Raw genomic sequence first — 24678 nt, forward strand, 5'->3', positions numbered from 1 at the left:
CCCTCAGAGCGATGGGGGTCCGGCCCGTCGGCATGTGCGGGCCCAACAGTGGTGCCCGGGAGCGGTGCCCGCGAGTGGTGCCTGCGAGGGGTGCCCGGGCGGTCTACGCGGGTACCCGCTGCCGCTTCGGAGCCCAGCAGCGGATGATGTCGCGGACCGAGACGATGCCGACCGGGCCGTTGTCGTCGAGCACGATCAGGTGTCGGAAACCGCCGTGTGCCATCGCCGCCGCGGCTTCCTCCAGGGTCCAGACGGGGGCGGCGAAGACGACGTCGGTCGTGGTGTGGGTGCCCGCGGTCTCGGTGTCCGGGTTCTGACCGAGGGCGATCGAGTTGAGGATGTCGCGTTCGGTGAGAATGCCGAGGCCGGAGGAGTCTTCGTCGTGGACGACGGCCGCGCCTACGCGGCGGGAGGACATCAGGCAGGCCGCCTGACGGAGTGTGTGTGCCGGGCCGATGGTGAGGACCACCGTGCTCATGGCGTCGCGGACGAGCATGGGCTGGAGCCACCTCCTTGGTGAAGCGCCAAGAGAAGCGATTCACAAGTTCACAAGTGGGGGGACTCTCAGAGTCGCAGTTAAAGGGAGGGTCAACAAGAGGGCGTGCGATGACTTTCGGGGGCGCCCATGGATCACAAGGGCGCGCCACCGGCTCTTCAGTACCGCTGGTTAATGTGTCCCGGCAGCCCGTCGGCTCAGTAGCGCTGGTTCAGATAACCCAGCAGCTCGTCGTGGAGGATGCCGTTCGACGCGGCCGCGTTGCCGCTGTGCGGGCCCGGGCGGCCGTCGAGGCCCGTGAAGGACCCGCCCGCCTCGGTCACCACGATCGCGTTCGCCGCCATGTCCCACAGCGACAGCTCGGGCTCCGCGCAGATGTCCACCGAGCCCTCCGCCACCATCATGTACGGCCAGAAGTCGCCGTACCCGCGCGTGCGCCAGACCGCCTTCGTCAGGTCCAGGAAGCCGTCGAGGCGGCCCTGGTCCTCCCAGCCGGACAGCGAGGAGTACGCGAAGGACGCGTCGGCCATCCGCGAGACCTGGGAGACCTTCAGGCGCGTGGCCGAGGACAGGCTGCGGCCGGTGAACGCGCCGTGCCCCTTCGCCGCCCACCAGCGACGGCCCAGCGCGGGCGCGGAGACCACTCCGACGACCGGCTGATAGCCGCCCTCGCCCGCTTCCATCAGGGAGATCAGCGTGGCCCAGACGGGCACCCCGCGGACGTAGTTCTTGGTGCCGTCGATCGGGTCGATCACCCAGCGGCGCGGGCCGGTGCCCTCGATGCCGTACTCCTCGCCGAGGATCGCGTCGCGTGGCCGTGCCCGCTGGAGGTGGCCGCGGATCAGCTCCTCGGCGGCCTTGTCCGCCTCGCTGACCGGTGTCATGTCCGGCTTGGTCTCGACCTTGAGGTCGAGCGCCTTGAACCGGTCCATCGTCGCCGCGTCGGCGGCGTCCGCCAGGACATGGGCCAGGCGCAGGTCATCGCGATAGTCGGGCATGACTGCACCGTATATGGCCCACTCGGGCCACAGCCATACGGCCCGGGGGATCATCGGGCACGGTCATGGGGCTCGGGGCGCCTCCGGGGCGCGGGCCGCACGGCCTGGTTGATCATCGCGGCGTGCGGGGGTCTGCGTACGCCCCTCGACGCCGCCGCGAACCCTTGACAGTGCCTCTGTGCGCGTCAAATCTGAGCTGCAGTGCCGCCCGCTCGCCCCCAGGGAGGCGAAAGATGCCTGCAGCGCGGGAATCCCTTCTGGATGCCGCCTATACGGCGCTCGCACACCGCCCGTGGTCCACGGTGCGGATGGTCGACGTCGCCGCCGTGGCCGGTGTGTCCCGCCAGACGCTGTACAACGAGTTCGGAAGCAAGGAGGGACTCGCCCGCGCCCTCGTACGGAGGGAGGCCGACGGCTATCTCGCCGGTGTCGAGCGTGCGCTGGCCGCCCACGCGGATGCGCGCGAGCGGCTGGTCGCGACCGCCGAGTGGACGATGTCGGCGGCCCGGGGCAACGCGCTCGTACGGGCCATGCTGACCGGGTGCTGGAGTGAGCGGCTGCCGTCGCCGACGCTCTCGGCGGTGCCGTCGTCCTCCGCGGTGCCCGCGCAGCGCAGGGCCGACGGGCCGTTGCCCTCGCCCGCCGACTTCGTGGCACTCGTACGGGATCGGGCCGTCGCGGCGTTGTCCGGGCCCGGGGCGATGCGGGGGGATGTGGTCGAGTTGGCGGGGGCGTGTGAGTTGGTGGTGCGGTTGTCGTTGTCGTGTGTGGCGGCTCCGCCGGGGGACGGGGGAGTGACGGAGCTGGTGCGGGGTGCGTTGCCTCGGCAGTGGAGATGACTCGCCTACCGGGGTGCCGGGGAGCGTGCGTCGGCGGGTGCGGCGTCGTCGTGGCTGGTCGCGCAGTTCCCCGCGCCCCCAAGAAAGACGTCCCGCGCCCCCAAGAAAGACGTCCCGCGCCCCCAAGAGGGCGCCGTGACGGGGCGCTTCAGTGAGCGGAGCCCGAGAGCTGCAGGCCGATGACGCCGATGATGACGAAGCTGATCGAGACGATCTTGAGCGTCGACACCAGGTCGCCGAGGAAGATCATGCCGTAGATGGCGGTGCCCGCCGCGCCGATACCGGTCCACACCGCGTACGCCGGGCCGACGTCGAGCTTGCGCAGGGCGAGAGTCAGTAGACCGAAGCTGCCCAGCGCGAAGACGCAGAAGGCGACCGTCGGCCAGAGTCTGGTGAAGCCGTGCGAGAGCTTCAGACAGACGGCGAAGCCGGTTTCGAGCAGTCCCGCCACAACGACCAGCAGCCACGCCATGTCTCGTCCTCCCGTGTCCGCACGTCGACTGCTTCGCCTGGCCTGGGTCCGGCTTGGTGCGATTATGCATTTGCCGACCGGCTAAGCACTTACCGACGGGCCGCCCACGCAAACAACGCGGAGGTCACAGGGGGGCTCAGGGGACTCAGTCACCCTCCGTGCGTTCCCGCGTCGCCAGCAGCCGGCGCAGGGAGTAGAGCCGCTGCGGATCCGCGTGGCCGTCCGCCACCCACTGGTCCAGCGCGCAGTCCGGCTCGTCGTGGCTGCACGCGCGCGGACAGCCCTCGGTACCGGGTTCGAGGTCCGGGAAGGCGTGGATGACCCGGGACGGGTCGACGTGGTGCAGGCCGAACGAGCGGACGCCGGGGGTGTCGATGACCCAGCCCTCAGTACCTGGCAGCGGGATCGCGCGCGCCGAGGTCGTGGTGTGCCGGCCGCGGCCCGTGACGGCGTTCACGTGGCCGGTGCTGCGCCGCCGCTCCTGCGAGACCAGCGCGTTGACCAGGGTCGTCTTGCCGACGCCGGAGTGCCCGACGAACGCCGTGATCTTGCCGTCCAGCTGCTTGCGCACCCGGTCCACCGCCGCGCCGCTCTCCAGCTCCTCCCGGCTCGTCACGACGTAGGGGACGCCCAAGGCCCCGTACAGCTCGAGGAGTTCGTCGGGCGGGGCGAGGTCCGACTTGGTCAGCACCAGCAGGGGCTCCAGGCCCGCGTCGTACGCCGCGACCAGGCAGCGGTCGATCAGGCGGGGGCGCGGCTCGGGGTCGGCGAGGGCGGTGACGATGGCGAGCTGGTCGGCGTTGGCGACGACCACGCGCTCGTAGGGATCGTCGTCGTCGGCCGTACGGCGCAGTACCGAGCTGCGCGGCTCGATGCGGACGATGCGGGCGAGGGTGTCCTTCTCGCCGGACAGGTCACCGACGATCGCGACGTGGTCCCCGACGACGGCGGCCTTGCGGCCCAGCTCGCGGGCCTTCATCGCCATCACGAGGCGGTCCTCGACGAGGCAGGTCAGACGGCCCCGGTCGACGGTGACGACCATGCCGTCGACCGCCTCCTCGTGCTTGGGGCGGATGTTCGTACGCGGACGGTTGCCCTTGCGGTTCGGGCGCTGGCGGATGTCGTCCTCGTCGGTGTTCTTGCCGTAGCGGCGCATGATCCCGGTCCGCCCGTCAGTTCCCGAGCATTCCGGACCACATGTCAGGGAAGTCCGGCAGGGTCTTGGCCGTCGTCGCCACGTTCTCGATCTGGACGCCCTCCACCGCCAGCCCGATGATCGCGCCCGCGGTCGCCATGCGGTGGTCGTCGTAGGTGTGGAAGATGCCGCCGTGCAGTCGGCGCGGGCGGATGTGCAGGCCGTCGGCGGTCTCGGTGACGTCACCGCCGAGTTCGTTGATCTCCTTGGTGAGCGCGGCCAGCCGGTCCGTCTCGTGCAGACGCAGATGGGCCACGCCCCGCAGGGTGGACGGCGAGTCGGCGAGAGCCGCGACCGCCGCGATGCCCGGGGTCAGCTCGCCGACCTCGCTCAGGTCCACGTCGATGCCGTGGATCGCACCCGAACCGGTGAACTCCAGTCCGCTCTCGGTCAGTTCGCAGGAACCACCCATCTCGGTGAAGATCTCCCGCAGCCGGTCACCGGGCTGGGTGGTGTGCGCGGGCCAGTCGGGGACGACGACCGTGCCGCCGGTCACCAGGGCCGCCGCCAGGAACGGCTGGGCGTTCGACAGGTCCGGCTCGATGATCAGGTCGCGGCCGAGCAGCGCGCCGGGCGTGACCCGCCAGACGTTGGTCTCGCCGCCCGACTCCGGCGTGTCCACCTGCGCGCCGACCGCGCGCAGCATGTCGACCGTCATCCGGATGTGCGGCATCGAGGGCAGCGTCGAGCCGATGTGGCGGACCTCCACCCCCTGGTTGAAGCGTGGGCCGGACAGGAGGAGGGCGCTCACGAACTGGGACGACGAGGACGCGTCGATCTCCACCGGGCCGCCGTCCAGGGCGCCGCCGCCGTGCACGGTCAGCGGCAGCGCGCCGCGGCCGTCGTCGTCGATGCGGGCACCGAGCAGACGCAGCGCGTCGATCACACCGTTGAGCGGGCGCTCGTACGACCGGGGGTCGCCGTCGAAGCGGATGGGGCCGTCCGCGAGGGCGGCGACCGGGGGCAGGAAGCGCATCACGGTGCCGGCGTTGCCGACATCGACCGTGGCCGGGCCCTGAAGACCCGAAGGGATGACCCGCCAGGCCTCGCCGGAGGCGTCCGGGCCCGCGGCGACCGTGGAACTGGATGCCACCGTCTCCTCGATGCCCACGCCCATCGCGCGCAGCGCGCCCGCCATCAGCAGCGTGTCCCGGGAGCGCAGCGGGCGGCGCAGCCAGCCCGGCTCCGAGGCGAGCGCGGCAAGGACCAGGGCGCGGTTGGTGACCGACTTGGACCCCGGCACGTGGACCGTCGCGTCGACGGCTCCGCTCGCGTGCGGGGCGGGCCAGAGGGCGGTGTGGGCGGGGTTCGCGGTCATGCGCCCACTTTAGTGGGTGGGGGTGAGGGTAGATCTTGATCAAAAGTGACGGAATGTGAGCGAATGATTCAGGGGTGCCTCAAGGCCCCCGCGCTCAAGGCCCCCGCGCTCAAGGCCCCCGCGCTCAACGCCCTCGCACTCGACGCCTCTGCACTCAAAGCTCCAGCAGCCAGCGACCGCCGCCCAGCAGAGAGCACAGGGACACCGCGTGGAACAGGAACAGCCACAGCCCCGCCGGGACGTGGGTGAGGCGGGAGAGCTGGTCGGCGTCGGAGTCGCCGGCGCCGCCCCGGCTGCGCTTGGCCTGGAGCTCGAAGGCCGGACGGACTCCGCCCAGCAGCAGGAACCACACCACGGCGTACGCGAAGGCCGCCTGTACCTGGGGTCCGGCGAGCCAGGACACCACCAGGAACGTACCGCCGGTGAGGACCACCGTGAGCGCCCCGTATGCGTTGCGGATCATCACCAGCATCGCGACGAGCAGGGCCGTGGCCAGCCACAGCAGCAGGGTGATGCGGCCCGCGCCCAGCAGCGAGGCGCCGCCGAGGCCGAGCAGCGGGGGAGCGGTGTAGCCGGCCGCCGCGGTGAGGATCATGCCGAGGCCGGTGGGCTTGCCGCGGCTGACGGTGAGGCCGCTGGTGTCGGAGTGCAGCCGGATACCACTGAGGCTCCGCCCGGTCAGCAGCGCCACCAGCCCGTGGCCGCCCTCGTGCGCGATGGTGATGGCGTTGCGGGAGACACGCCAGACGCCGTGCGGGACGATCACCGCGAGAGCGGCGACCAGGGTGGCTATCACCACCCACAGATCGGGCTCCGGCTGGGTGCCGGAGACCTGGTCCCAGAGCGAGGCCAGCGAGGTGGATGCGGTGCTGTCCATTGTCTGCGGTGGCTCCCTCAGGTGTCGCGGAATCTGGCAGTGTGGCACGTATGTGCGGACGGTATGCAGCGAGTCGTAGGCCCGAGGATCTCGCAGGAATCTTTGAGGTCGAGAAGTGGGAGCCCGAGGAGACCTTGGACCCCGACTACAACGTGGCTCCGACCAAGGACGTCTATGCCGTCCTCGACCGCCCCCTTAAGGACGCGCAGAGCCCGAAGCCGGTTCGCCAGCTGCGCAGGCTCAAGTGGGGGCTCGTCCCGTCCTGGGCCAAGACGCCCGAGGGCGGCGCCCGGATGATCAACGCCCGCGCGGAGACCGTGCACGAGAAGCCCTCGTACCGCCGTGCCTTCGCCACCCGGCGTTGCATCGTCCCCGCCGACGGCTACTACGAGTGGGTCACCGCGTCCGCCGAGCGCGATCTCGAGGTCGAGGGCAAGAAGAAGCGGCCGCGCAAGCAGCCATACTTCGTGCTCCCCGCGGACGGCTCGGTCTTCGCGATGGCAGGGCTGTACGAGTTCTGGCGCGACCGGACGCTCCCCGACGACCACCCCCGGGCCTGGTGGGCGACGTGCTCGGTGATCACGACCGAGGCGGAGACCTCGCCGCTCGCGGTCGCCCCCGCCGCGGGGCCGTACGCCCTCGCCGACATCCACCCCCGGATGCCCCTGATGCTCACCCCGGACCGCTGGGACGCCTGGCTCGACCCGGCCCGTACGGACGTCGACGGCCTGCGCGAACTGCTCGCGCCGCCGCCCGCCGGGCTGATGCGCGCCTATCCCGTCTCCACGGCCGTCAGCAACGTCCGCAACAACGGGCCGGAGCTGCTGAAGGAGCTGGAGGGCCCCGAAGAGGGCACACTCTTCTGACGTGACGGAGGTCATGGATGCCTGACGTGACGGAGGTCATGGATGCCTGCCGTGACGGAGGTCATGGATGCCAGCCGTGACGGCGATCATGGAAAGGTGACGTGACGGAGATCATGGACGGGATCGAGACGGTCGAGACGGTCGAGACGGACGCCGGTACAGCTCGCGTCACCTGGCACCGGGCCAAGAAGCCACGCCTCGTGCTCGCTGTGAGTCACGGCGCGGGCGGCGGTATCGAGGCGCGCGATCTCCAGGCGCTGGCCGCGGTGCTGCCCGGGCACGGCGTGAGCGTCGCGCTCGTCGAGCAGCCCTGGCGGGTGGCCGGGAAGAAGGTGGCGCCCGCGCCGAAGACCCTGGATGTGGGATGGCGGGGCCTGTGGCCCACGGTCGCGAAACCCGGACTGCCGGTGGTCGCGGGCGGGCGCAGCGCCGGAGCCCGCGTCGCCTGCCGTACGGCGACCGAACTCGGCGCCACCGCCGTCCTCGCCCTCAGCTTCCCGCTGCACCCGCCCGGCAAGCCCGAGAAGTCCCGCGCCGACGAACTCCTCGGCGCCGGGGTGCCCACCCTCGTCGTCCAGGGTGGCAACGACCCGTTCGGCAAGCCGGCGGAGTTCCCGAAGGGCTCGCACGATCTGATCGAGGTGCCCTACGGCGATCATGGCTTCGCCGTGCCGAAACGGGCGCCGATCGACCAGGACGCGGCCCTGGAGATCATCACCGACGGCGTTGTGAGGTGGATCGCGTCACTCGGGTGACGCACGGGAATGTCGGGCGGCGGACCACTGTTGTGCCGAGCAGACAGCACGGAGCGTGCTGAACCGTTCGAACGAGAGGAAGTCCGCCGCATGGGTTCGACCATCTGCCCGAACCGCAGCAGTAGCCCTGAGCTGGACTGGACGGTGCTGCACGCGGCGAAGACCGCCCCCGTTCGAGCGGCGGCGGGTGTGGATGTTCGTCTATCCTCCGATTCGAGTGGGACCGGTTTCGGTCCTGCCACGTCGCTGGAGGAGGTGGGTCCGGTCACTGGGACCGACGCAGGGACCGATCACGGCCAGGCGGAGCAGCCCGAGGGCCAGGGCACGAGCACGGAGTCGTCCGCCGAGCGCACCGCGCGCTTCGAGCGGGACGCGCTCGAATTCCTCGACCAGATGTACTCGGCCGCCCTGCGCATGACGCGCAACCCGGCCGACGCCGAGGACCTGGTGCAGGAGACGTACGCGAAGGCGTACGCGTCCTTCCACCAGTTCCGCGAGGGCACCAACCTGAAGGCTTGGCTGTATCGCATTCTCACCAACACCTTCATCAACTCGTACCGCAAGAAGCAGCGCGAACCCCAGCGCAGTGCGGCCGAGGAGATCGAGGACTGGCAGCTCGCGCGTGCCGAGTCGCACATGTCGACCGGTCTGCGCTCCGCGGAGTCGCAGGCGCTCGACCACCTGCCCGACTCGGACGTCAAGGCTGCGCTGCAGGCGATCCCCGAGGAATTCCGCATCGCGGTCTATCTCGCTGATGTAGAAGGCTTTGCGTACAAGGAGATCGCGGACATCATGGGGACACCCATCGGTACGGTGATGTCCCGGCTGCACCGGGGCCGTCGCCAACTGCGCGGCATGCTCGAGGACTACGCCCGTGACCGCGGGCTGGTCCCGGCCGGCGCCGGAGAGTCGAACGAAGCGAAAGGCTCGGGCTCATGAGCTGCGGAGAGCCGCACGAGACGGATTGCAGTGAGGTACTCGACCACCTGTACGAGTTCCTCGACCACGAGATGCCGGACTCGGACTGCACCAAGTTCGAGGTGCACTTCGAGGAGTGCTCCCCGTGTCTCGAGAAGTACGGACTCGAGCAGGCCGTGAAGAAGCTGGTCAAGCGGTGCTGCGGTTCGGACGACGTGCCGACCGATCTGCGTGCCAAGGTCATGGGCCGCATCGACCTGATCCGCTCCGGTCAGACCGTGCCCGAGCACGACGTCACCGCGACGCCCCAGGAGTCCTGAACTCCCCGGGGAGATCGTCCGGTTATCACCCGAACGTGCTAATCCGCGGGCTCCGAGCCCGCGGATTCGGCCATTGCCGCCCCCGTACCGTTCCCACCGCCCTAGGCTCCGGAGCCTGACCGGGGCAGGGGACGTCCGGGGGAGGGAACGAGGCGATGGGGTCGATTCCGACGTGGGCCCGTGTCTACGTCGTCTGTGTCGTCCTGGCCGCAGCGGCCTGCCTGGCTCCGCTGCCCGACCTTCACGCACCCTGGTGGATCGTCGCCGTACTCGCCGCGCTGTACGCCGGCTGCGAGCGGATCCCCTTCCCGCACAGCCCCAGGGGTGCCGCCGCCCGCGTCGCCGAGCGTGGCGCCCCCAGAGGGCTGGGCACCTTCCTGCCCGTGCTGCTCGCCGGGGCCTTTCTGCTGCCGCCGTCCGCCGCCGCGCTCGTGGCGCTGCCGGGCGCGCTGCTCGCGCGTGTGGAGCAGCGGCCGCGGTGGCTGCGCCGGGTCTGGCGCGCGGCCCAGCTCGCCGTCGCGGTCTGGGCGGCGTCCCGGGTGCACTGGGCGCTGGGCGGCCGGGACGCGGTCGCCCTGCCCCACTTCCCGTACGCGCTCGTGCCCGCCGGGGCGGCGGTGCTCACCTTCTGCGTGGTGCTGACCGCGCTCGACGGCGGGATCCTGGCGCTCGCCGAGCGGGTACCGGTGCGGGGTGCCTGGCGCGGGCTCTTCTCGCGCTCCCTCGCCTCCGTCGCCGTGCACGGGCTCGCCGGGCTGATGATGGCGGTGCTGTGGCGCAGTCCGTACGGTCCCGTCGCCGCGTTGCTCGTCCTGCTGCCGATGTACGTGTCCTGCTGGGCGTTCGCCCAGTACCACCGGGAGCGGGCCGCCCACCAGGCCACCATCCGGGCCCTCGTGCAGGCCGTCGACATCAAGGACGGGTACACGCGCGGGCACAGTGAGCGGGTCGGGCAGGCGTCCATGATGATCGCCCGTGAGCTGGGCATGGACGACGAGCGCGTCGAAGTACTGCGCTTCGCCGGGATCCTGCACGACGTGGGGAAACTGGGCGTGCCCACGCGGCTCCTGCGCAAGGACGGGCCGCTGACGCCGGAGGAACGGCGGATCATCGAGCTGCATCCCGAGTACGGGCACGAGATGGTGCGCGGCATCGGCTTCCTCGGGGAGGCGCGGTCGGCGATCCTGCACCACCATGAGCGGATCGACGGGAGCGGGTACCCGTACGGGCTGGTGGGACGCCAGATCCCGGAGTTCGCGCGCGTGGTGGCCGTCGCCGACGCGTTCGACGCGATGACGTCGACCCGGTCCTACCGGCGGGCCCGGCCGGTGCCGGTGGCGCTGGAGGAACTGGAACGGTGTGCGGGGGCGCAGTTCGATCCGGGGATGGTACGGGCCCTGGTGCGAGCGCTGAACCGACACGGGTGGCATCCTGCGGTCACCGCAGGGGTTTACCCGCCCTCCCCCGAGTTCTCGACTTCGCTCGAACAGGGGGGACCCCCATCACCCGTTTCCGGTCGGACAGAGGGGAACCCGACAAACAAAAGCGGGTTCTCGGCGAGTACGGACGGCTGCTCGGTGGCCGCCGACGGGCCGTCCACCGGTGTGGGCCGGGACCCGGACGGTGTCGATCCTCCGGCGAGCGGCGTCGTCGGGCGGGGGCGGTCATGAGTGCCCTCGGGGTGGAGATTCCCGGGTACGGGATCGTCGGGCGAGCCCCGGTCACCCTCACCCTCGTTCACGCGGTCGCCCTGCTCCTCGCGGTTGTCTCGCTGGCCGTCGTCTTCTGGCACGGTCTCGACGAACGAGGTGTCGCGCTCGCCTTCGGAATCCTCATCGCCGTGGGGGAGCTGACCCGCTGGAGCGGGGCCGAGGAGCGGGAGTCGGCACCCCTCGCCGCCGCCGGAGCCCTCGCGTACGCGCTGCTCGGCGAGAACGCCGGACACCGCACCGACCACGGCGTCCTCGAGATCGTCGCCGTCGTCGTGGCCGCGGCCCTCATCGGCTGCGTACCGCACGTCGCCCAGGGCCGCGGGCCCACCGCCGACCACCTCACCCGGCGCGTCCTCACCGTCGCCTTCGCCGCCGTCTGCTTCCAACCCCTCTACAACCAGGGACGGTTGATGGGCTGGGGCGGCCCCTCGTACGCCCTGCTGCTGGTCTCCCTGCTGGTGCTCACCGCGCTGTGCGACGCCGTGCTCGCGGCGGCGATGGCGCACGCCCGGACCCGCTGGCCCTTCGGACCGCTGCTGCGGGACGAGCTGCGGGCCACGCTCGGCATCGGGTCGGCGGTCTGCGCGACCGGGGCCGTGATGTCGCTCGCGGTGGCGGTCGTCGGGCTGTGGGCGCTGCCCGTGTTCTCACTGCCCCTGCTGCTCACCCAGCTCTCCGTCCGGCGGTACGCCGCCGTGCGCGTCACCTACCGGCAGACGATCGCCTCACTCGCGCGGGCGACCGAGATCGCCGGGTACACCCCCACCGGGCACGCCCGGCGGGTCGCCGCGCTCAGCCGGGCCGTCGGCCGTGAGCTGGGCCTGTCCGAGCCCGATCTGACCGTCCTGGAGTACGCGGCGCTCATGCACGACATCGGACAGCTCAGCCTCGTCGACCCGGTGCCGGCCGGCGCCACCTCCGTGCTCTCCGCCGACGAGCAGCGGCGCATCGCCCTCCTCGGCGGCGCCGTCGTACGCCAGACCGGCGTGGACGCCGAGGTCGCCGTGGTCGTGGAGCGGCAGGCCGATCCGTACCGGGAGCAGCCGGTCACGGCACGGATCGTGCGGGCCGTCAACGCGTACGAGGAGATGGCCAGGGAAGCAGGCCCGGGAGGGCCCCTCACCGCCCTGGAGAAGCTGCGCCTGGCCACCGCCCGCGACTATCAGCCCGAGGTAGTGGAGTCGCTGGCCAGGGTCCTGTTGCGGGGCACCCTTACCCTGCCCCAGGCTGGGTAACCCATGGGTAATGAGCGCCCGTCCAACGGTCCGTGGTTGGATGCGAGGAAGAGGGTGTTCGGGGGCACCGGCCAGCCCGGGGCTGCGCTGTCTTCAAGAAACTCTTCAAGGGACCGGCAGGCGGGAAACGCAAGGAACTGGCAGGCGGGAATCGTGAGGATCTTCGGCAAGGGACGGCACCGGCCCTCCGCCTCATGGCGGCAGGCCACCGATCGTGCGTTCACGCTGATCGGCGACGGCCGGTACGAGGACGCGGGAGCGCTGTTGACGCGCGCCGCGGACCTGGAGCCCTGGCTGTCGGAGTCCTGGTTCAACCTGGCCCTGCTGCACAAGTTCCGGCACGACTGGGAGCAGGCGCGGGCCGCGGGCCTCAGGGCCGTCGCACTGCTCGACCGGGAGACGGGCGCCCCCGACTGGTGGAACGTCGGGATCGCCGCCACCGCCCTGCAGGACTGGCCGCTGGCCCGCCGTGCCTGGCAGGCGTACGGGCTGCGGGTGCCCGGCGGGGCCGCTGTCTCCGGGGAACCGGTGGGCATGGACCTCGGCAGTGCGGCCGTACGGCTGTCGCCGGAGGGCGAGGCCGAGGTCGTGTGGGGGCGCAGGCTCGATCCGGCCCGGGTGGAGGTCCTGTCCATTCCGCTGCCGTCCTCGGGGCGGCGCTGGGGCGAGGTCGTTCTGCACGACGGTGTCCCGCACGGGGAGCGCACGACCGCCGCCGGGCACGCCTATCCCGTCTTCGACGAGATCGAGCTGTGGGCGCCCTCCCCGGTGCCCACCTGGGTGGTCCTCCTGGAGGCCGCCACCGAGGAGGACCGCGACGCCCTGGAGCAGCTCGCGGCGGACGCCGGCTTCGCCGCGGAGGACTGGTCCTCGTCCGTACGGCTGCTGTGCCGGATGTGTTCCGAGTCGCGGATGCCGTCCGACGAGGGCGACGGTGAGCATCTCGACCCGCACGACCACAGCGAGCCCGGGCATCCGGGGCCGCTCGGTCACCGCACCGACGGGCAGCTGTGGGTGCCGGAGCGGGAGTGCGGGGTGGCTGCGCCGGCTCCGCTGGTCAGGGGGCTGCTGGACGGGTGGGTCGCGGACAGTCCGGACTCCCGGGACTGGCGGGATCTCGAAGAGGTCTGCTGAGCTGACTGGCGGGATCTCGAAGAGGTCTGCTGAGCTCTGGGGGTTCACCGCGGGCCGGTGGGGGCTTGTCGCGCCCACGCGGCGGAGCCGCAGATCAACACAGTCCCGCGCCCTCGCGGGGTGCCACCCCCGTACCCTGTATGAGCACCACACCCCTGGTTTCGAGGAAGGCGTACGTCGGTCATGGCGCAGCAGGACACCGAGCAGCAGCACTCTGGAGTGCTCCCCGTGGACGACGAGGGCTTCGTCAACGACACCGAGGACGGTGAGGAGCGCGAGGCGGCCTACCGTGAGCGCGGTACCTCGCGGCCGATCACGGTTGTCGGCAACCCGGTGCTGCACAAGGAGTGCAAGGACGTCACCGAGTTCGGGCCCGAGCTCGACCAGCTGGTCGCCGACATGTTCGCCAGCCAGCGCACCGCCGAGGGCGTGGGCCTGGCGGCCAACCAGATCGGCGTCGACCTGAAGGTCTTCGTCTACGACTGCCAGGACGACGAGGGCAAGCGGCACGTCGGTGTCGTCTGCAACCCCGTCCTCGTCGAGCTGCCCGCCGAGCAGCGCCGCCTCGACGACAGCAACGAGGGCTGCCTCTCCGTGCCGACCGCGTACGCGCCGCTGGCCCGCCCCGACTACGCGGAGGTCACCGGGCAGGACGAGAAGGGCAACCCGATCAAGGTGCGCGGCACGGGCTACTTCGCGCGCTGCCTCCAGCACGAGACCGACCACCTGTACGGCTACCTCTACATCGACCGGCTCTCCAAGCGCGAGCGCAAGGAAGCCCTGCGGCAGATGGCCGAGAACGAGCCCCGCTACCCGATCGTCGCGAACGACTGAGTCGCGGCAGGACAGTTGGGGCTCGCGCACACACGCGGGTCGGCCCGAGCGGCGTCTGGCCAGGGGGAACTCCCTGACCAGGCGCCGTTCGCATGTGCGTCGCACGTTCGATCCCTTGTGCTCCTCTAGTGATCCATATTCAGTCACACAAGGGGGGATTCTCAGCACTGTGGGGTAGTGAGTGGGGCAAATCCGTTCCCAGAACGGTCAGTTGTGGTGCTGAATAGGAAGTGCGGGGATACGCAACGGCGCACGCCCGGCACAGCGGGAGGGGCGCAGCGTCAACTGGCGGCTGAGAGGGGTTTGTTCGTGCATGCATTCTCACACGGCACTTCATCGACACCGACCGTGGTCGCGGTTCCACCGGCGCTCTCTCTCCCGGTGATCGAGTCCGCGTTTCCCCGTCAACTGCACCCGTATTGGCCGAGGCTTCAGGAGAACACACGTTCGTGGCTGAGGGAAAAACGCCTCATGCCGGCGGACAAGGTCGACGAATATGCCGACGGCCTTTGCTATACGGACCTGATGGCGGGCTACTACATTGGCGCTCCTGACGAGGTCATGCAGGCGATAGCGGACTACAGCGCGTGGTTCTTCGTCTGGGACGACCGGCACGACCGCGATGTCATCCACGGCAGGCCCGGCGCCTGGCGGAGGCTCAGGTTCCAGCTGCACGCGGCTCTCGACTCCCCGAGGGAGCACCTGCACCACCGGGATCCCCTGGTCGCGGGGTTCGCGGACAGCATGGTGCGCCTGTACTCGTTCCTGACCAAGAAGTGGAACGCGCGCTTCGCCCGGCATTTCCATGCGGTGATCGAGGCGTACGACCGGGAATTCCGCAACCGTGTCAACGGCACCGTGCCCACGGTCGAGGAATATCTGGAACTACGGCGGCTCACCTTTGCGCACTGGATCTGGACCGACCTTCTGGAGCCGAGCGCCGGCTGTGAACTTCCCACCGCCGTGCGGAACCACTTCGCATATCGGCGGGCGGCGCTGCTGAGCCAGGAATTCGCCGCCTGGTACAACGACCTCTGCTCGCTCCCGAAAGAAATCGCGGGCGACGAGGTCCACAATCTCGGAATCAGCCTCATCCACCACGAGGGGCTGACACTCGAAGAAGCGGTCCAGGACATCCGGCGGCGGATCGAGGAATGCATCACCGAATTCCTCGACGCGGAAAAGGACCTCAACCGGTTCGCCGACACCCTCGCGGACGGCACCGTGCACGGCAAGGAATTGAGCCTCGCCGTGAAAGCGTGTCTCGGCAATATGCGGAACTGGTTCAGCTCCGTGTACTGGTTCCACCACGAGTCCGGCCGGTACACCGTCGACAGCTGGGACGACCGCTCCACACCCCCGTACGTCAACAACGAAGCGGCAGGTGAGTCATGACCGTCGAGTCCGTGAAGCCCGCGCAACCCGCGGCACCGCAGCTGCCCGTCCCACCCCTGGCCGGGGGCGGCGTCCCCGTCCTCGGCCACGGCTGGAAACTGGTCCGCGACCCGCTGGGCTTCCTCGCCCGGCTCCGCGACCACGGCGACGTCGTACGGCTCAAGCTGGGCCCCAAGACGGTGTACGCGCTCACCTCGCCGGCCCTCACCGGAGCGATGGCGCTCAGCACCGACTTCAAGATCGACGGACCCCTCTGGGAGTCCCTGGAAGGCCTGCTCGGCAAGGAGGGAGTCGCCACCGCGAACGGGCCCAGGCACCGTCGCCAGCGCCGCACCATCCAGCCCGCGTTCCGGCTCGACATCATCCCCGAGTACGGACCGATCATGGAGGAGGAGGCGCGTGCGCTCGCCGAGCGCATGGGGTCGGGCGAGCCCGTCGACTGCACCTCCGAGTCGTTCCGCGTCGCCGTGCGCATCGCGGCCCGCTGCCTGCTGCGCGGCGAGTTCATGGACGAGCGCGCCGAGCGGCTGAGCGTCGCGCTCGCCACCGTGTTCCGCGGTATGTACCGGCGCATGGTGATCCCGGCGGGCCCGCTCTATCGGCTGCCGCTTCCGGCCAACCGCAAATTCGACCGCGCATTGGCCGATTTACATCTCCTCGTCGACGAGATCGTCGCCGAGCGCCGCGCATCCGGTCAAAAGCCGAACGATTTGCTGACGGCATTGCTGGAAGCGAAGGACGAGAACGGCGAGCCGATCGGCGAACAGGAGATCCACGACCAAGTCGTAGCGATACTCACGCCCGGCAGCGAAACCGTGGCGTCCACGATCATGTGGCTGCTGCAAGTCCTCACCGAACACCCGGAACACGCCGCGCGAGTGGCCGAGGAGGTCAAATCCGTCGTCGGGGACCGGCCCGTCGCATTCGACGACGTCCGGAAGCTCCCGTACACCAACAATGTCGTTGTCGAGTCGATGCGGCTGCGCCCCGCCGTATGGATTTTGACCCGGCGGGCGGTGACCGAAACCGAACTCGGCGGCTATCGGATACCGGCCGGTGCCGACATCGTCTACAGTCCCTTCGCCATCCAGCGTGATCCGCGCTCGTACGACGGGCATCTGGATTTCGACCCCGACCGCTGGCTTCCGGAACGCGCCAAGGACGTCCCGAAGCACGCCATGAGCCCCTTCAGTGTGGGCAACCGGAAGTGCCCGAGCGACCACTTCTCGATGGCGCAGCTCAGCCTGATCACGGCGACGGTGGCGTCCCGGTGGCGGTTCGAGCAGGTCTCCGAGTCCAATGACGCGACCCGCGTCGGCATCACCCTGCGTCCGTACCGGCTGTTGCTGAGGGCGCTGCCGCGGTGAGCGCGCGGCATCGTCCGCGGTGACCCCGCGTCCGTACCGGTGCGCGTTCAGGCAGCCCGCGGGCCCCTGAACGTGCGCCGGTACGCCTGCGGGGTCGTCCCCAGGCTCCGGACGAACTGGTGGCGCAGCGCGGCCGCGGTGCCGAACCCGGTGCGGCCCGCGATCGCGTCCATCGTCTCGTCCGACGCCTCCAGCAACTCCTGTGCCAGCAGCACCCTTTGGCGCAGGATCCAGCGGTACGGGGTGGTGCCGGTCTCCTGCTGGAAGCGGCGCGCGAAGGTGCGCGGGGACATGTGGGCGCGGGCCGCGAGCTGCTCGACGGTCACTTCCCGGTCGAGGTGGCGCTCCATCCACACCAGCACCTCGCCTACCGTGTCGCAGGTGGAGCGGGGCAGCGGGCGCTCGATGTACTGGGCCTGCCCGCCGTCCCGGTGCGGGGGCACCACCATCCGGCGGGCGATGGCGTTGGCGACCTCGGGGCCCTGTTCCTTGCGGACGATGTGCAGACAGGCGTCGATTCCGGCGGCGGTGCCGGCCGAGGTGATCACCGGGTCCTCGTCCACGTACAGCACGTCCGGTTCGACGATCGCCTTCGGGTACTGCCGGGTGAGCTCCTCGGCGTGGTGCCAGTGCACGGCGCAGCGACGCCCGTCGAGGAGCCCGGCCGCGCCGAGCACGAAGACGCCGGAGCAGACGCTGAGCACCCGGGCGCCGCGGTCCGTGGCGCGGTGCAGGGCGTCGAGCAGTTCGGGCGGATAGGACCGGGACACATAGGAGTTCCCGGCGGGGAGAGCGATGAGGTCGGCGCTCTCCAGCCGCTCCAGGCCGTGCTCCGTGGTCAGCGAGAACCCCGCGTGGGTGCTCAGGGTCGGGCCCTCGGCGGAGGCGACCGCGAAGTCGTAGACGGGCAGGCCGTCGTCGCTGCGGTCGATGCCGAACACCTCGCAGACGACCCCGAGTTCGAAGGGGTGCACACCGTCGAGCAGGACCGCGGCCACGTTTTTCAGCATGCCCGCCAGTGTGCCTCGTCAGTGGCAGGAAATCGAGGGTGTACGGCAGTCCTGCCACTGACGCCGAGGAGCGAGCGGTACGACAGTGGTGTTCATGAAGACACTCATGGACACCACCGCCGGAATCCTGACCGTCCTCGCGCTCTTCGTGGTCCTGGCCCTGCCCGCGCTGATCGGCACGGCCCACGAGCGGCGCATCGACCGTCAGCTAGGACTTCGTGACCAGCACCGTGACCGTCCACTCCTGAATGCCCTTGCACGACACCTTGCCCGGGGCGGTCGCGCAGAGCGGCCGGGAGGAGGAGAGGTGGACCGTTCCCGCCGAGACCGCCTTGAAGGCGGAGTTCGCGTCGCCCGGCTGGAGGACGATGCCGCTGTTGGTGGCCTCTAGCCCGGTGCCGCTGACCTTGACGGGTGTCCACGGCCGACTGGTGGTGCCGTCCAGGGTGAGGCGCAGTACGCCGCCGGCCGTGAGGCAGTACGTGTGGCCGGTGTCGGCGGCGCCGAGCTCCGCGGGAGCCGTGTCACAGCTCTGGTGGCTCGTCGTGGGGGACGGCGAAACGGTGCGGCTGCCGCCCGCGTCACCGCCGCCCTGTGTGCCGCAGCCCGCGAGGAACAGCGTCAGGGCCGTGAGGGCGAGGATCCGATGGTGGGTCGTACGGCGCATGGGGTGGCACCTCCTTGTCGCTTGGACGTGCCACCCCCGCATCAGGATCCACACAGGGACACAGGGCCCTGGCCGCGACGCCGGCCAGGGCCCCACCGGTCAGCTGGTCGTGACGGCGGTGTCGTCGACGACGAAGCTGGTCTGGAGCGAGGAGTCCTCGACACCGCTGAACTTCAGGGTGACGGTGGACCCGGCGAACGAGGACAGGTCGAAGGTCTTCTGGGCGTAGCCGGAGGCGGCGTTGAGGTTCGAGTACGTCGCCAGGGTGGTCGATCCGGCGGTGACCGTCAGCTTGTCGTACTGGCTGCTCGTGGTGGTCTCCGCGGTGTCGATGTGCAGGTAGAAGGTGAAGCTGGCCTTGCAGCCGGACGGGATCGTCACCGACTGGGAGAGCGTGTCGGTGTGCGTCGAGCCGTAGCCGTCCAGCCACGCCTTGTACGAACCGGCGTGCGCGGCCTCACTGCTGGAGTTGGTGATCACGCCACTGCTCGCGGTCCAGGTCGTGTTGCCCGACTCGAAGCCCGGGTTGCCGAGCAGCTGCGCCGAGGTGCAGGTGCCACCGCCGGAGGTGCTGACGGTCCAGGTGAAGGAGGCGGAGCCGGAGGCGCCCGTGCTGTCGGAGGCGGAGACCGTGACGCTGTAGGTACCCGCCGTGCTCGCGGTGCCGGAGATCAGACCGGTGGAGCTGCTGATCGAAAGACCGGTCGGCAGACCGCTCGCGCTGTAGGTGAGGGTCGCGCCCGCGCTGTCGCTCGCCGAGATCTGCAGGCTGACCGAACCGCCGGTGGCGGTGGACTGGCTGCCCGGGTTGGTGACGGTCACCGTGTTGCCGGTGCTGGTGCCCGAGGCGAAGGCGGTGGTGCCGTTCGGGGTGCCCCAGCCGGTCGGGCCGTCGTAGCCGGTGGCCGCGGTGCAGAAGTACGAGGGCGAGCAGGAGCCGTTGTTGCCGCTGGTCACGTCGTACAGGTTCGAGGTGTGGGAGTACGGGTACTTCGCCGGGTAGTCGCTGGAGCCCGGGGTGCCCGCGAGGGCGTACACACCCGCGATGATCGGCGAGGAGGCACTCGTACCGCCGTAGACCGCCCAGCCGGAGCCGCCGTAGGTGTCGTAGACGGCCACGCCGGTGGCGGGGTCGGCGACCGCGGAGACGTCGGCCTCCATGCGCTTGGAGCAGCCGGTGTCGGTCTGCCAGCTCGGCTTCGCGTCGTAGGCGGAGCAGCCGGAGCCGGTGCCCTCGGTGCTGCTGGTCTTCCACACGGACTCGGTCCAGCCGCGGCTGTTGGAGCTGGTGGACAGGGCGGTGCCGCCGACGGCGGTCACGTACTGGGACGTGGCCGGGTACTCGGCGCCGTAGGCGGAGTCACCGGAGGAGACGGTGATGGCGACGCCCGGGTGCTTGAAGTACGAGGTGTCCTCGCTGGTCTGCGAGGAGGACTCGGAGCCGCCCCAGCTGTTGGAGACGAACTTCGCGCCCAGCGTCACGGCCTCGTTCTCGGCGGTGCCGAGGTCGGAGTCGGTGGCCGAGTTGGCCTCGACGAGGACGATGTTGCAGTTCGGGCAGACCGCGCTGACCATGTCGATGTCGAGCGCTTCCTCACCCGCCCAGCCGGTGTCGTTGGTCGGCAGGGAGCTGGTCGAGCCGGTCTGGCTGACCTGCTTGAAGCAGCCGTTGGCCTTGGTGCAGGCCGACAGGCCGAACTGCGAACGGTAGGTCGCGAGGTCCGACTCCGCGTTGGGGTCGTTGTACGCGTCGACCACGGCGACGGTCAGACCGGAGCCGCCGGTGGAGGGCAGGTTGTAGGCGCTGTGCAGGTTGGCCGGGCTCAGACCGGACACCGCGGCGGCGGCGTTCGGCGAGATCGCGGCGGCCAGCTTCTGCTTGATGTCGGTGCGGCGCTGCGCGAAACAGGCCGCGTGACCGGCCGTCGGGGCGCCGCACAGGTGCGTGGTCGGCACCTTCTGGCCCGCCTTGCCCGTGGAGTGCACGGCCTGCGCGGCCGGGGCGGTCAGGGCCTTCGCGTTCTGGGCGGCCCGGGAGGGCTTGGCGGTGGTCGGCGCCGGCTGCGCGTTCGCGGCCGGGGCCGCCATGAGTCCGGCGACCGTGAGGGCGAGGGCGGGCGCGGCGGCGGTCAGAAGTCTTCGCAGTCGCCGGGCGGGCCTGCTGGGGGGTGTCTCACGCATGGGTGCTGCCTCCATCGGTTTGAGGCGGGTGCCGTGCGGGCCGGGGTAGGGCCGCACACGGCTCCACAGCCGGAAGTGGGGGTTCTCGGCGTTGCGTGGCAGGCCCGTGACGCGCGTAGCGTGAGAGAAGTGCGGATGTGCCATGGGCATGCCAATTTAGCCGTCCTGTCATGCCGCTGTACGTGACATGTCAGGACGGCCAGAACCTAGCCGGGGCCGATGACGCCCGGATAGCCACGCCCGAAGAACTTTGCCGCCCCATAGGGGGTCCATGGACGGTGCATGGACGGCCCATGGACGAGACGCGGTGATGCCGGGCCGCGACATGCGGCCCGGCATCACCGGTGTCGTACCGTCAGAAGTCCTCGTACCGCCGGAAGTTCTCGTCCGTCAGAAGTGCTCGTCGGTCAGAAGTCCTCGTCGAAGCCGACCGAGCCCTCCACCGCCACCTGGTACGCCGAGGGGCGGCGCTCGAAGAAGTTGGTCAGCTCCTGGACGCCCTGGAGCTCCATGAAGGAGAAGGGGTTCTCGGATCCGTACACCGGGGCGAAGCCGAGACGCTGGAGACGCTGGTCGGCCACGCACTCCAGGTACTGGCGCATCGAGTCGGTGTTCATGCCCGGCAGACCCTCACCGCACAGGTCGCGCGCGAACTGCAGCTCGGCCTCGACGGCCTCCCTCAGCATGTCGGTGACCTGCTGCTGGAGCTGGTCGTCGAAGAGCTCCGGCTCCTCCTTGCGCACGGTGTCCACCACCTCGAAGGCGAAGGACATGTGCATCGTCTCGTCGCGGAACACCCAGTTGGTGCCGGTGGCGAGACCGTGCAGCAGACCCCGGCTGCGGAACCAGTAGACGTACGCGAAGGCGCCGTAGAAGAAGAGGCCCTCGATGCACGCGGCGAAACAGATGAGGTTCAGCAGGAAGCGACGCCGGTCCGCCTTGGTCTCCAGGCGGTCCAGCTTCTCCACCGAGTCCATCCACTTGAAGCAGAACTCGGCCTTCTCGCGGATCGAGGGGATGCTCTCGACGGCGTCGAAGGCGGCGGCGCGGTCCTCCGGGTCGGGGAGGTAGGTGTCCAGCAGGGTCAGATAGAACTGGACGTGGACCGCTTCCTCGAACAGCTGCCTGGAGAGATACAGGCGCGCCTCGGGGGAGTTGATGTGCTTGTAGAGGGTCAGCACGAGGTTGTTCGACACGATCGAGTCGCCCGTCGCGAAGAACGCGACCAGCCGGCCGATCATGTGCTGCTCGCCCTGCGAGAGCTTCGCGAGGTCGGCCACGTCCGAGTGGAGGTCGACCTCCTCCACGGTCCAGGTGTTCTTGATGGCGTCCCGGTAGCGCTCGTAGAAGTCGGGGTAGCGCATGGGGCGGAGCGTGAGTTCGAAGCCCGGGTCGAGCAGGTTCTTTTCGGTGGAGCTCATTACTGGCAGGCCTCGCAGGACTCGGGGTTCTCAAGGGAGCAGGCGACGGCGTCCTCGTCGGGGATCGCCTGCACGGGGATGGTCTTCTCGGGCTGGGCCTGCGCCTGGGCGGCGCGCGCGATACGGGTCGCCGGGCGGGAGCGCAGGTAGTACGTCGTCTTCAGGCCCGACTTCCAGGCGTACGCGTACATCGAGGAGAGCTTGCCGATGGTCGGCGTCTCCAGGAAGAGGTTCAGGGACTGCGCCTGGTCCAGGAACGGGGTGCGGGCGGCGGCCATGTCGATCAGGCCGCGCTGCGGGATCTCCCAGGCCGTGCGGTACAGGTCGCGGACGTCCTGCGGCACCCAGGTGAAGCCCTGCACCGAACCGTTGGACTCGCGCAGCGCCTCGCGGGTCTGCGCGTCCCACACGCCGAGCTTCTTCAGCTCGTCCACCAGGTAGGAGTTGACCTGGAGGAACTCACCGGAGAGCGTCTCGCGCTTGAACAGGTTGGACACCTGGGGCTCGATGCACTCGTACACGCCCGCGATGGACGCGATGGTGGCGGTGGGCGCGATGGCGAGGAGGAGGGAGTTGCGCATGCCGACCGCGGCGATACGTTCCCGCAGGGCCGCCCAGCGCTCCGGCCAGGTCAGCTCCACGCCGTAGTGGTCGTGGTGCAGGACGCCACGGGCCGTACGGGTCTTCTCCCAGGCCGGGAGCGGGCCGCTGCGCTCCGCGAGGTCGGCCGAGGCCTCGTACGCGGCGAGCATGATCCGCTCGGCGATGCGGGTGGAGAGGGCCTTGGCCTGCGGGGAGTCGAAGGGGACGCGCAGCTTGAAGAAGACGTCCTGCAGGCCCATCGCGCCGAGGCCGACGGGCCGCCACTTCGCGTTCGACCGGCCGGCCTGCTCGGTCGGGTAGAAGTTGATGTCGACGACACGGTCGAGGAAGGTGACGGCGGTGCGGACCGTCTCGTCCAGCCGCTCCCAGTCGATGTCCCCGTCGACCACGAAGGCGCCGAGGTTGACCGAGCCGAGGTTGCAGACCGCCGTCTCCCCGTCGTCCGTGACCTCCAGGATCTCGGTGCAGAGGTTCGAGGAGTGGACGGTGTGGCCCGGCTCCGCCGTCTGGTTGGCGGTGCGGTTGGCGGCGTCCTTGAAGGTCATCCAGCCGTTGCCGGTCTGCGCGAGGGTACGCATCATGCGGCCGTAGAGGTCACGGGCCGGGATGGTCTTCTTGGCGAGGCCGGCCGCCTCCGCCCTGCGGTACGCCGCGTCGAACTCGTCGCCCCACAGGTCGACCAGCTCGGGCACGTCGGAGGGCGAGAAGAGGGACCACTGCCCGTCGGTGTCGACCCGGCGCATGAACTCGTCCGGGATCCAGTGCGCGAGGTTCAGGTTGTGCGTACGGCGGGCGTCCTCACCGGTGTTGTCGCGCAGCTCCAGGAACTCCTCGATGTCGGAGTGCCAGGTCTCCAGGTAGACCGCGGCCGCGCCCTTGCGCCGGCCGCCCTGGTTCACCGCGGCGACCGAGGCGTCGAGGGTCTTCAGGAACGGGACGATCCCGTTGGAGTGCCCGTTCGTACCGCGGATCAGCGAACCGCGCGAACGGATCCGGGAGTACGAGAGACCGATGCCACCCGCGTGCTTCGAGAGGCGGGCCACCTGGTGGTAGCGGTCGTAGATGGAGTCCAGCTCGTCCAGCGGGGAGTCGAGGAGGTAGCAGGACGACATCTGCGGGTGCCGCGTACCGGAGTTGAACAGCGTGGGGGAGGAGGGAAGGTAGTCGAGGCGGCTCATGAGCCCGTAGAGCGCCGCGACCTCGTCCAGGGCCCGGTGCGTGTCGTCCTCGGCCAGGCCCGACGCCACGCGCAGCATGAAGTGCTGGGGCGTCTCGATGACCTTGCGGGTGATCGGGTGCCGCAGCAGATAGCGGCTGTGCAGGGTGCGCAGGCCGAAGTAGCCGAAGCGGTCGTCGCCGTCGGTGTCGATCAGCGCGTCCAGCCGGGCCGTGTGGAGCCGGACGAACTCCGCCGTGCGGTCGGCGATCAGGCCCTCGCGGTGACCCGCGGCGATCGACCCGGAGAAGGACGTGACGCCCTGCGAGGCGGCCTCCGCCGCGATGCTGATCGTCAGCAGCCTGGCCGCCAGCCGGGAGTAGACGGGGTCCTCGGAGATGAGGCCAGCGGCCGCCTCGGTGGCCAGTTCGCGCAGCTCCGTGTCGTCCGCGTGCGCGGACCGGCCGCGCAGCGCGGCGGCGGCGACCCGGCCGGGGTCGGCGTCGGGGAGGTCGGCGGTGAGGTCGGTCAGGGTACGCAGCAGCGTGGTACCGGGACCGTCCGTCTCCACCAAGACCTGCTTCCGCTCCTGCTGTACGAAAGCGGTAGCTGAAGCCGGGTCGGCTGGCGCGATGGTCACTTGGGGCTCTCCCTCGCTCGGCACGGGGCCTGGCGGAGGGCAGGGCAGCTCACGAGCGCACACGGCGTCGCGTCCACCGGCCCATTCCGCGAGGCCCGGACGTCATGCACCCGGGCCGGATGGCCGGGCGCGCTGTCGGCAGGTCCTCGGACTGACGCGAGTACATGGGCGCGGGTGTGCGAACACGTACAAGTACACCGTTGCGGGACAGTTCCGGATTTGCACCGGATTCCCCTGCGGCGACAGCGAGCATGAGCATACATCTTGTG

General features: G+C 70.1%; 22 protein-coding genes and 1 riboswitch. Of the genes, 11 read left to right on the forward strand and 11 right to left on the reverse strand.

The annotated features are described in order from the left end of the window. Positions 1-103 precede the first annotated feature (103 nt). Positions 104-496, reverse strand: a complete 393-nt coding sequence (locus AQJ27_RS16585; RefSeq protein ID WP_067368643.1) for a CBS domain-containing protein — start codon at positions 494-496, stop codon at positions 104-106. 197 nt (positions 497-693) lie between these two features. Continuing rightward, the gene (gene hisN / locus AQJ27_RS16590; protein WP_067369310.1) at positions 694-1494 is read right to left on the reverse strand and encodes a histidinol-phosphatase; all 801 of its coding nucleotides are present in this window, start codon (positions 1492-1494) and stop codon (positions 694-696) included. A gap of 233 nt (positions 1495-1727) precedes the next feature. On the opposite strand from hisN, the gene AQJ27_RS16595 reads away from it, so the two are divergent. Further along, the gene (locus AQJ27_RS16595) at positions 1728-2333 is read left to right on the forward strand and encodes a TetR/AcrR family transcriptional regulator (protein ID WP_067368645.1); all 606 of its coding nucleotides are present in this window, start codon (positions 1728-1730) and stop codon (positions 2331-2333) included. 148 nt (positions 2334-2481) lie between these two features. On the opposite strand, the gene AQJ27_RS16600 is transcribed toward AQJ27_RS16595, so the two are convergent. The 4 genes from AQJ27_RS16600 to AQJ27_RS16615 all read right to left on the reverse strand — a co-directional run bounded on the left by AQJ27_RS16600 (position 2482) and on the right by AQJ27_RS16615 (position 6195). Continuing rightward, a complete protein-coding gene (locus AQJ27_RS16600; protein ID WP_067368647.1) occupies positions 2482-2805 on the reverse strand; it encodes a DMT family transporter in 324 nt (107 codons plus the stop codon). A 145-nt stretch (positions 2806-2950) separates the two neighbouring features. Then, positions 2951-3961, reverse strand: a complete 1011-nt coding sequence (gene rsgA / locus AQJ27_RS16605; protein WP_067368650.1) for a ribosome small subunit-dependent GTPase A — start codon at positions 3959-3961, stop codon at positions 2951-2953. 16 nt (positions 3962-3977) lie between these two features. After that, complete coding sequence (aroA, locus tag AQJ27_RS16610) at positions 3978-5318, reverse strand: 3-phosphoshikimate 1-carboxyvinyltransferase (protein ID WP_067368654.1); 1341 nt, start codon at positions 5316-5318, stop codon at positions 3978-3980. A 154-nt stretch (positions 5319-5472) separates the two neighbouring features. Next, positions 5473-6195 carry a M50 family metallopeptidase gene (locus AQJ27_RS16615; protein WP_067368658.1) on the reverse strand — a complete coding sequence of 241 codons (723 nt, stop codon included), beginning with the start codon at positions 6193-6195 and terminating at the stop codon, positions 5473-5475. Positions 6196-6245: 50 nt separating this feature from the next. Between AQJ27_RS16615 and AQJ27_RS16620 the strand changes: the two genes are divergently transcribed. The 10 genes from AQJ27_RS16620 to AQJ27_RS16665 all read left to right on the forward strand — a co-directional run bounded on the left by AQJ27_RS16620 (position 6246) and on the right by AQJ27_RS16665 (position 16731). After that, the gene (locus AQJ27_RS16620) at positions 6246-7061 is read left to right on the forward strand and encodes an SOS response-associated peptidase (RefSeq protein ID WP_067368661.1); all 816 of its coding nucleotides are present in this window, start codon (positions 6246-6248) and stop codon (positions 7059-7061) included. A gap of 113 nt (positions 7062-7174) precedes the next feature. Beyond that, entirely contained in the window at positions 7175-7816 is a 642-nt protein-coding gene (locus tag AQJ27_RS16625; protein WP_067369313.1) for an alpha/beta hydrolase family protein, read from the forward strand. Between the two features lie 255 nt (positions 7817-8071). After that, a complete protein-coding gene (gene sigR, locus AQJ27_RS16630) occupies positions 8072-8755 on the forward strand; it encodes an RNA polymerase sigma factor SigR (protein WP_054228152.1) in 684 nt (227 codons plus the stop codon). Continuing rightward, complete coding sequence (rsrA, locus tag AQJ27_RS16635; RefSeq protein WP_067368663.1) at positions 8752-9054, forward strand: mycothiol system anti-sigma-R factor; 303 nt, start codon at positions 8752-8754, stop codon at positions 9052-9054. Before sigR ends, rsrA begins: the two co-directional genes overlap by 4 nt. Positions 9055-9209: 155 nt before the next feature. Then, a complete protein-coding gene (locus AQJ27_RS16640) occupies positions 9210-10724 on the forward strand; it encodes an HD-GYP domain-containing protein (RefSeq protein WP_079065023.1) in 1515 nt (504 codons plus the stop codon). Continuing rightward, entirely contained in the window at positions 10721-12001 is a 1281-nt protein-coding gene (locus AQJ27_RS16645) for an HD-GYP domain-containing protein (protein WP_067368666.1), read from the forward strand. The genes AQJ27_RS16640 and AQJ27_RS16645 overlap by 4 nt, the downstream gene beginning before the upstream one ends. A gap of 153 nt (positions 12002-12154) precedes the next feature. Next, positions 12155-13135, forward strand: coding sequence for a tetratricopeptide repeat protein (locus tag AQJ27_RS16650; RefSeq protein ID WP_067368669.1), 981 nt, complete (start codon positions 12155-12157; stop codon positions 13133-13135). A gap of 183 nt (positions 13136-13318) precedes the next feature. Continuing rightward, positions 13319-13969, forward strand: coding sequence for a peptide deformylase (gene def, locus AQJ27_RS16655; RefSeq protein ID WP_054228148.1), 651 nt, complete (start codon positions 13319-13321; stop codon positions 13967-13969). Positions 13970-14278: 309 nt separating this feature from the next. Then, positions 14279-15364 (forward strand): epi-isozizaene synthase, encoded by a 1086-nt coding sequence (gene cyc1, locus AQJ27_RS16660; protein WP_096239881.1) that lies wholly within the window; start codon positions 14279-14281, stop codon positions 15362-15364. Then, positions 15361-16731: a bifunctional albaflavenone monooxygenase/terpene synthase gene (locus AQJ27_RS16665; RefSeq protein ID WP_067368672.1), complete on the forward strand. Its 1371-nt coding sequence runs from the start codon at positions 15361-15363 to the stop codon at positions 16729-16731. The genes cyc1 and AQJ27_RS16665 overlap by 4 nt, the downstream gene beginning before the upstream one ends. Before the next feature lie 47 nt (positions 16732-16778). On the opposite strand, the gene AQJ27_RS16670 is transcribed toward AQJ27_RS16665, so the two are convergent. The 5 genes from AQJ27_RS16670 to AQJ27_RS16690 all read right to left on the reverse strand — a co-directional run bounded on the left by AQJ27_RS16670 (position 16779) and on the right by AQJ27_RS16690 (position 24409). Next, entirely contained in the window at positions 16779-17741 is a 963-nt protein-coding gene (locus AQJ27_RS16670; protein WP_067368675.1) for a GlxA family transcriptional regulator, read from the reverse strand. Positions 17742-17949: 208 nt separating this feature from the next. Beyond that, positions 17950-18408: a hypothetical protein gene (locus AQJ27_RS16675; protein ID WP_067368677.1), complete on the reverse strand. Its 459-nt coding sequence runs from the start codon at positions 18406-18408 to the stop codon at positions 17950-17952. 99 nt (positions 18409-18507) lie between these two features. Beyond that, on the reverse strand, positions 18508-20589 hold the full coding sequence (locus tag AQJ27_RS16680) for a putative Ig domain-containing protein (protein WP_067369321.1): 2082 nt from the start codon (positions 20587-20589) through the stop codon (positions 18508-18510). 407 nt (positions 20590-20996) lie between these two features. After that, positions 20997-22010, reverse strand: coding sequence for a ribonucleotide-diphosphate reductase subunit beta (locus tag AQJ27_RS16685; protein ID WP_054228144.1), 1014 nt, complete (start codon positions 22008-22010; stop codon positions 20997-20999). After that, a complete protein-coding gene (locus AQJ27_RS16690; RefSeq protein WP_067368680.1) occupies positions 22010-24409 on the reverse strand; it encodes a ribonucleoside-diphosphate reductase subunit alpha in 2400 nt (799 codons plus the stop codon). Before AQJ27_RS16690 ends, AQJ27_RS16685 begins: the two co-directional genes overlap by 1 nt. 120 nt (positions 24410-24529) lie before the next feature. After that, positions 24530-24668: riboswitch (cobalamin riboswitch) on the reverse strand. Between the last annotated feature and the right edge of the window lie 10 nt (positions 24669-24678).

Source organism: Streptomyces olivochromogenes (assembly GCF_001514115.1).
GTDB classification, from domain to species: Bacteria; Actinomycetota; Actinomycetes; order Streptomycetales; family Streptomycetaceae; genus Streptomyces; species Streptomyces olivochromogenes.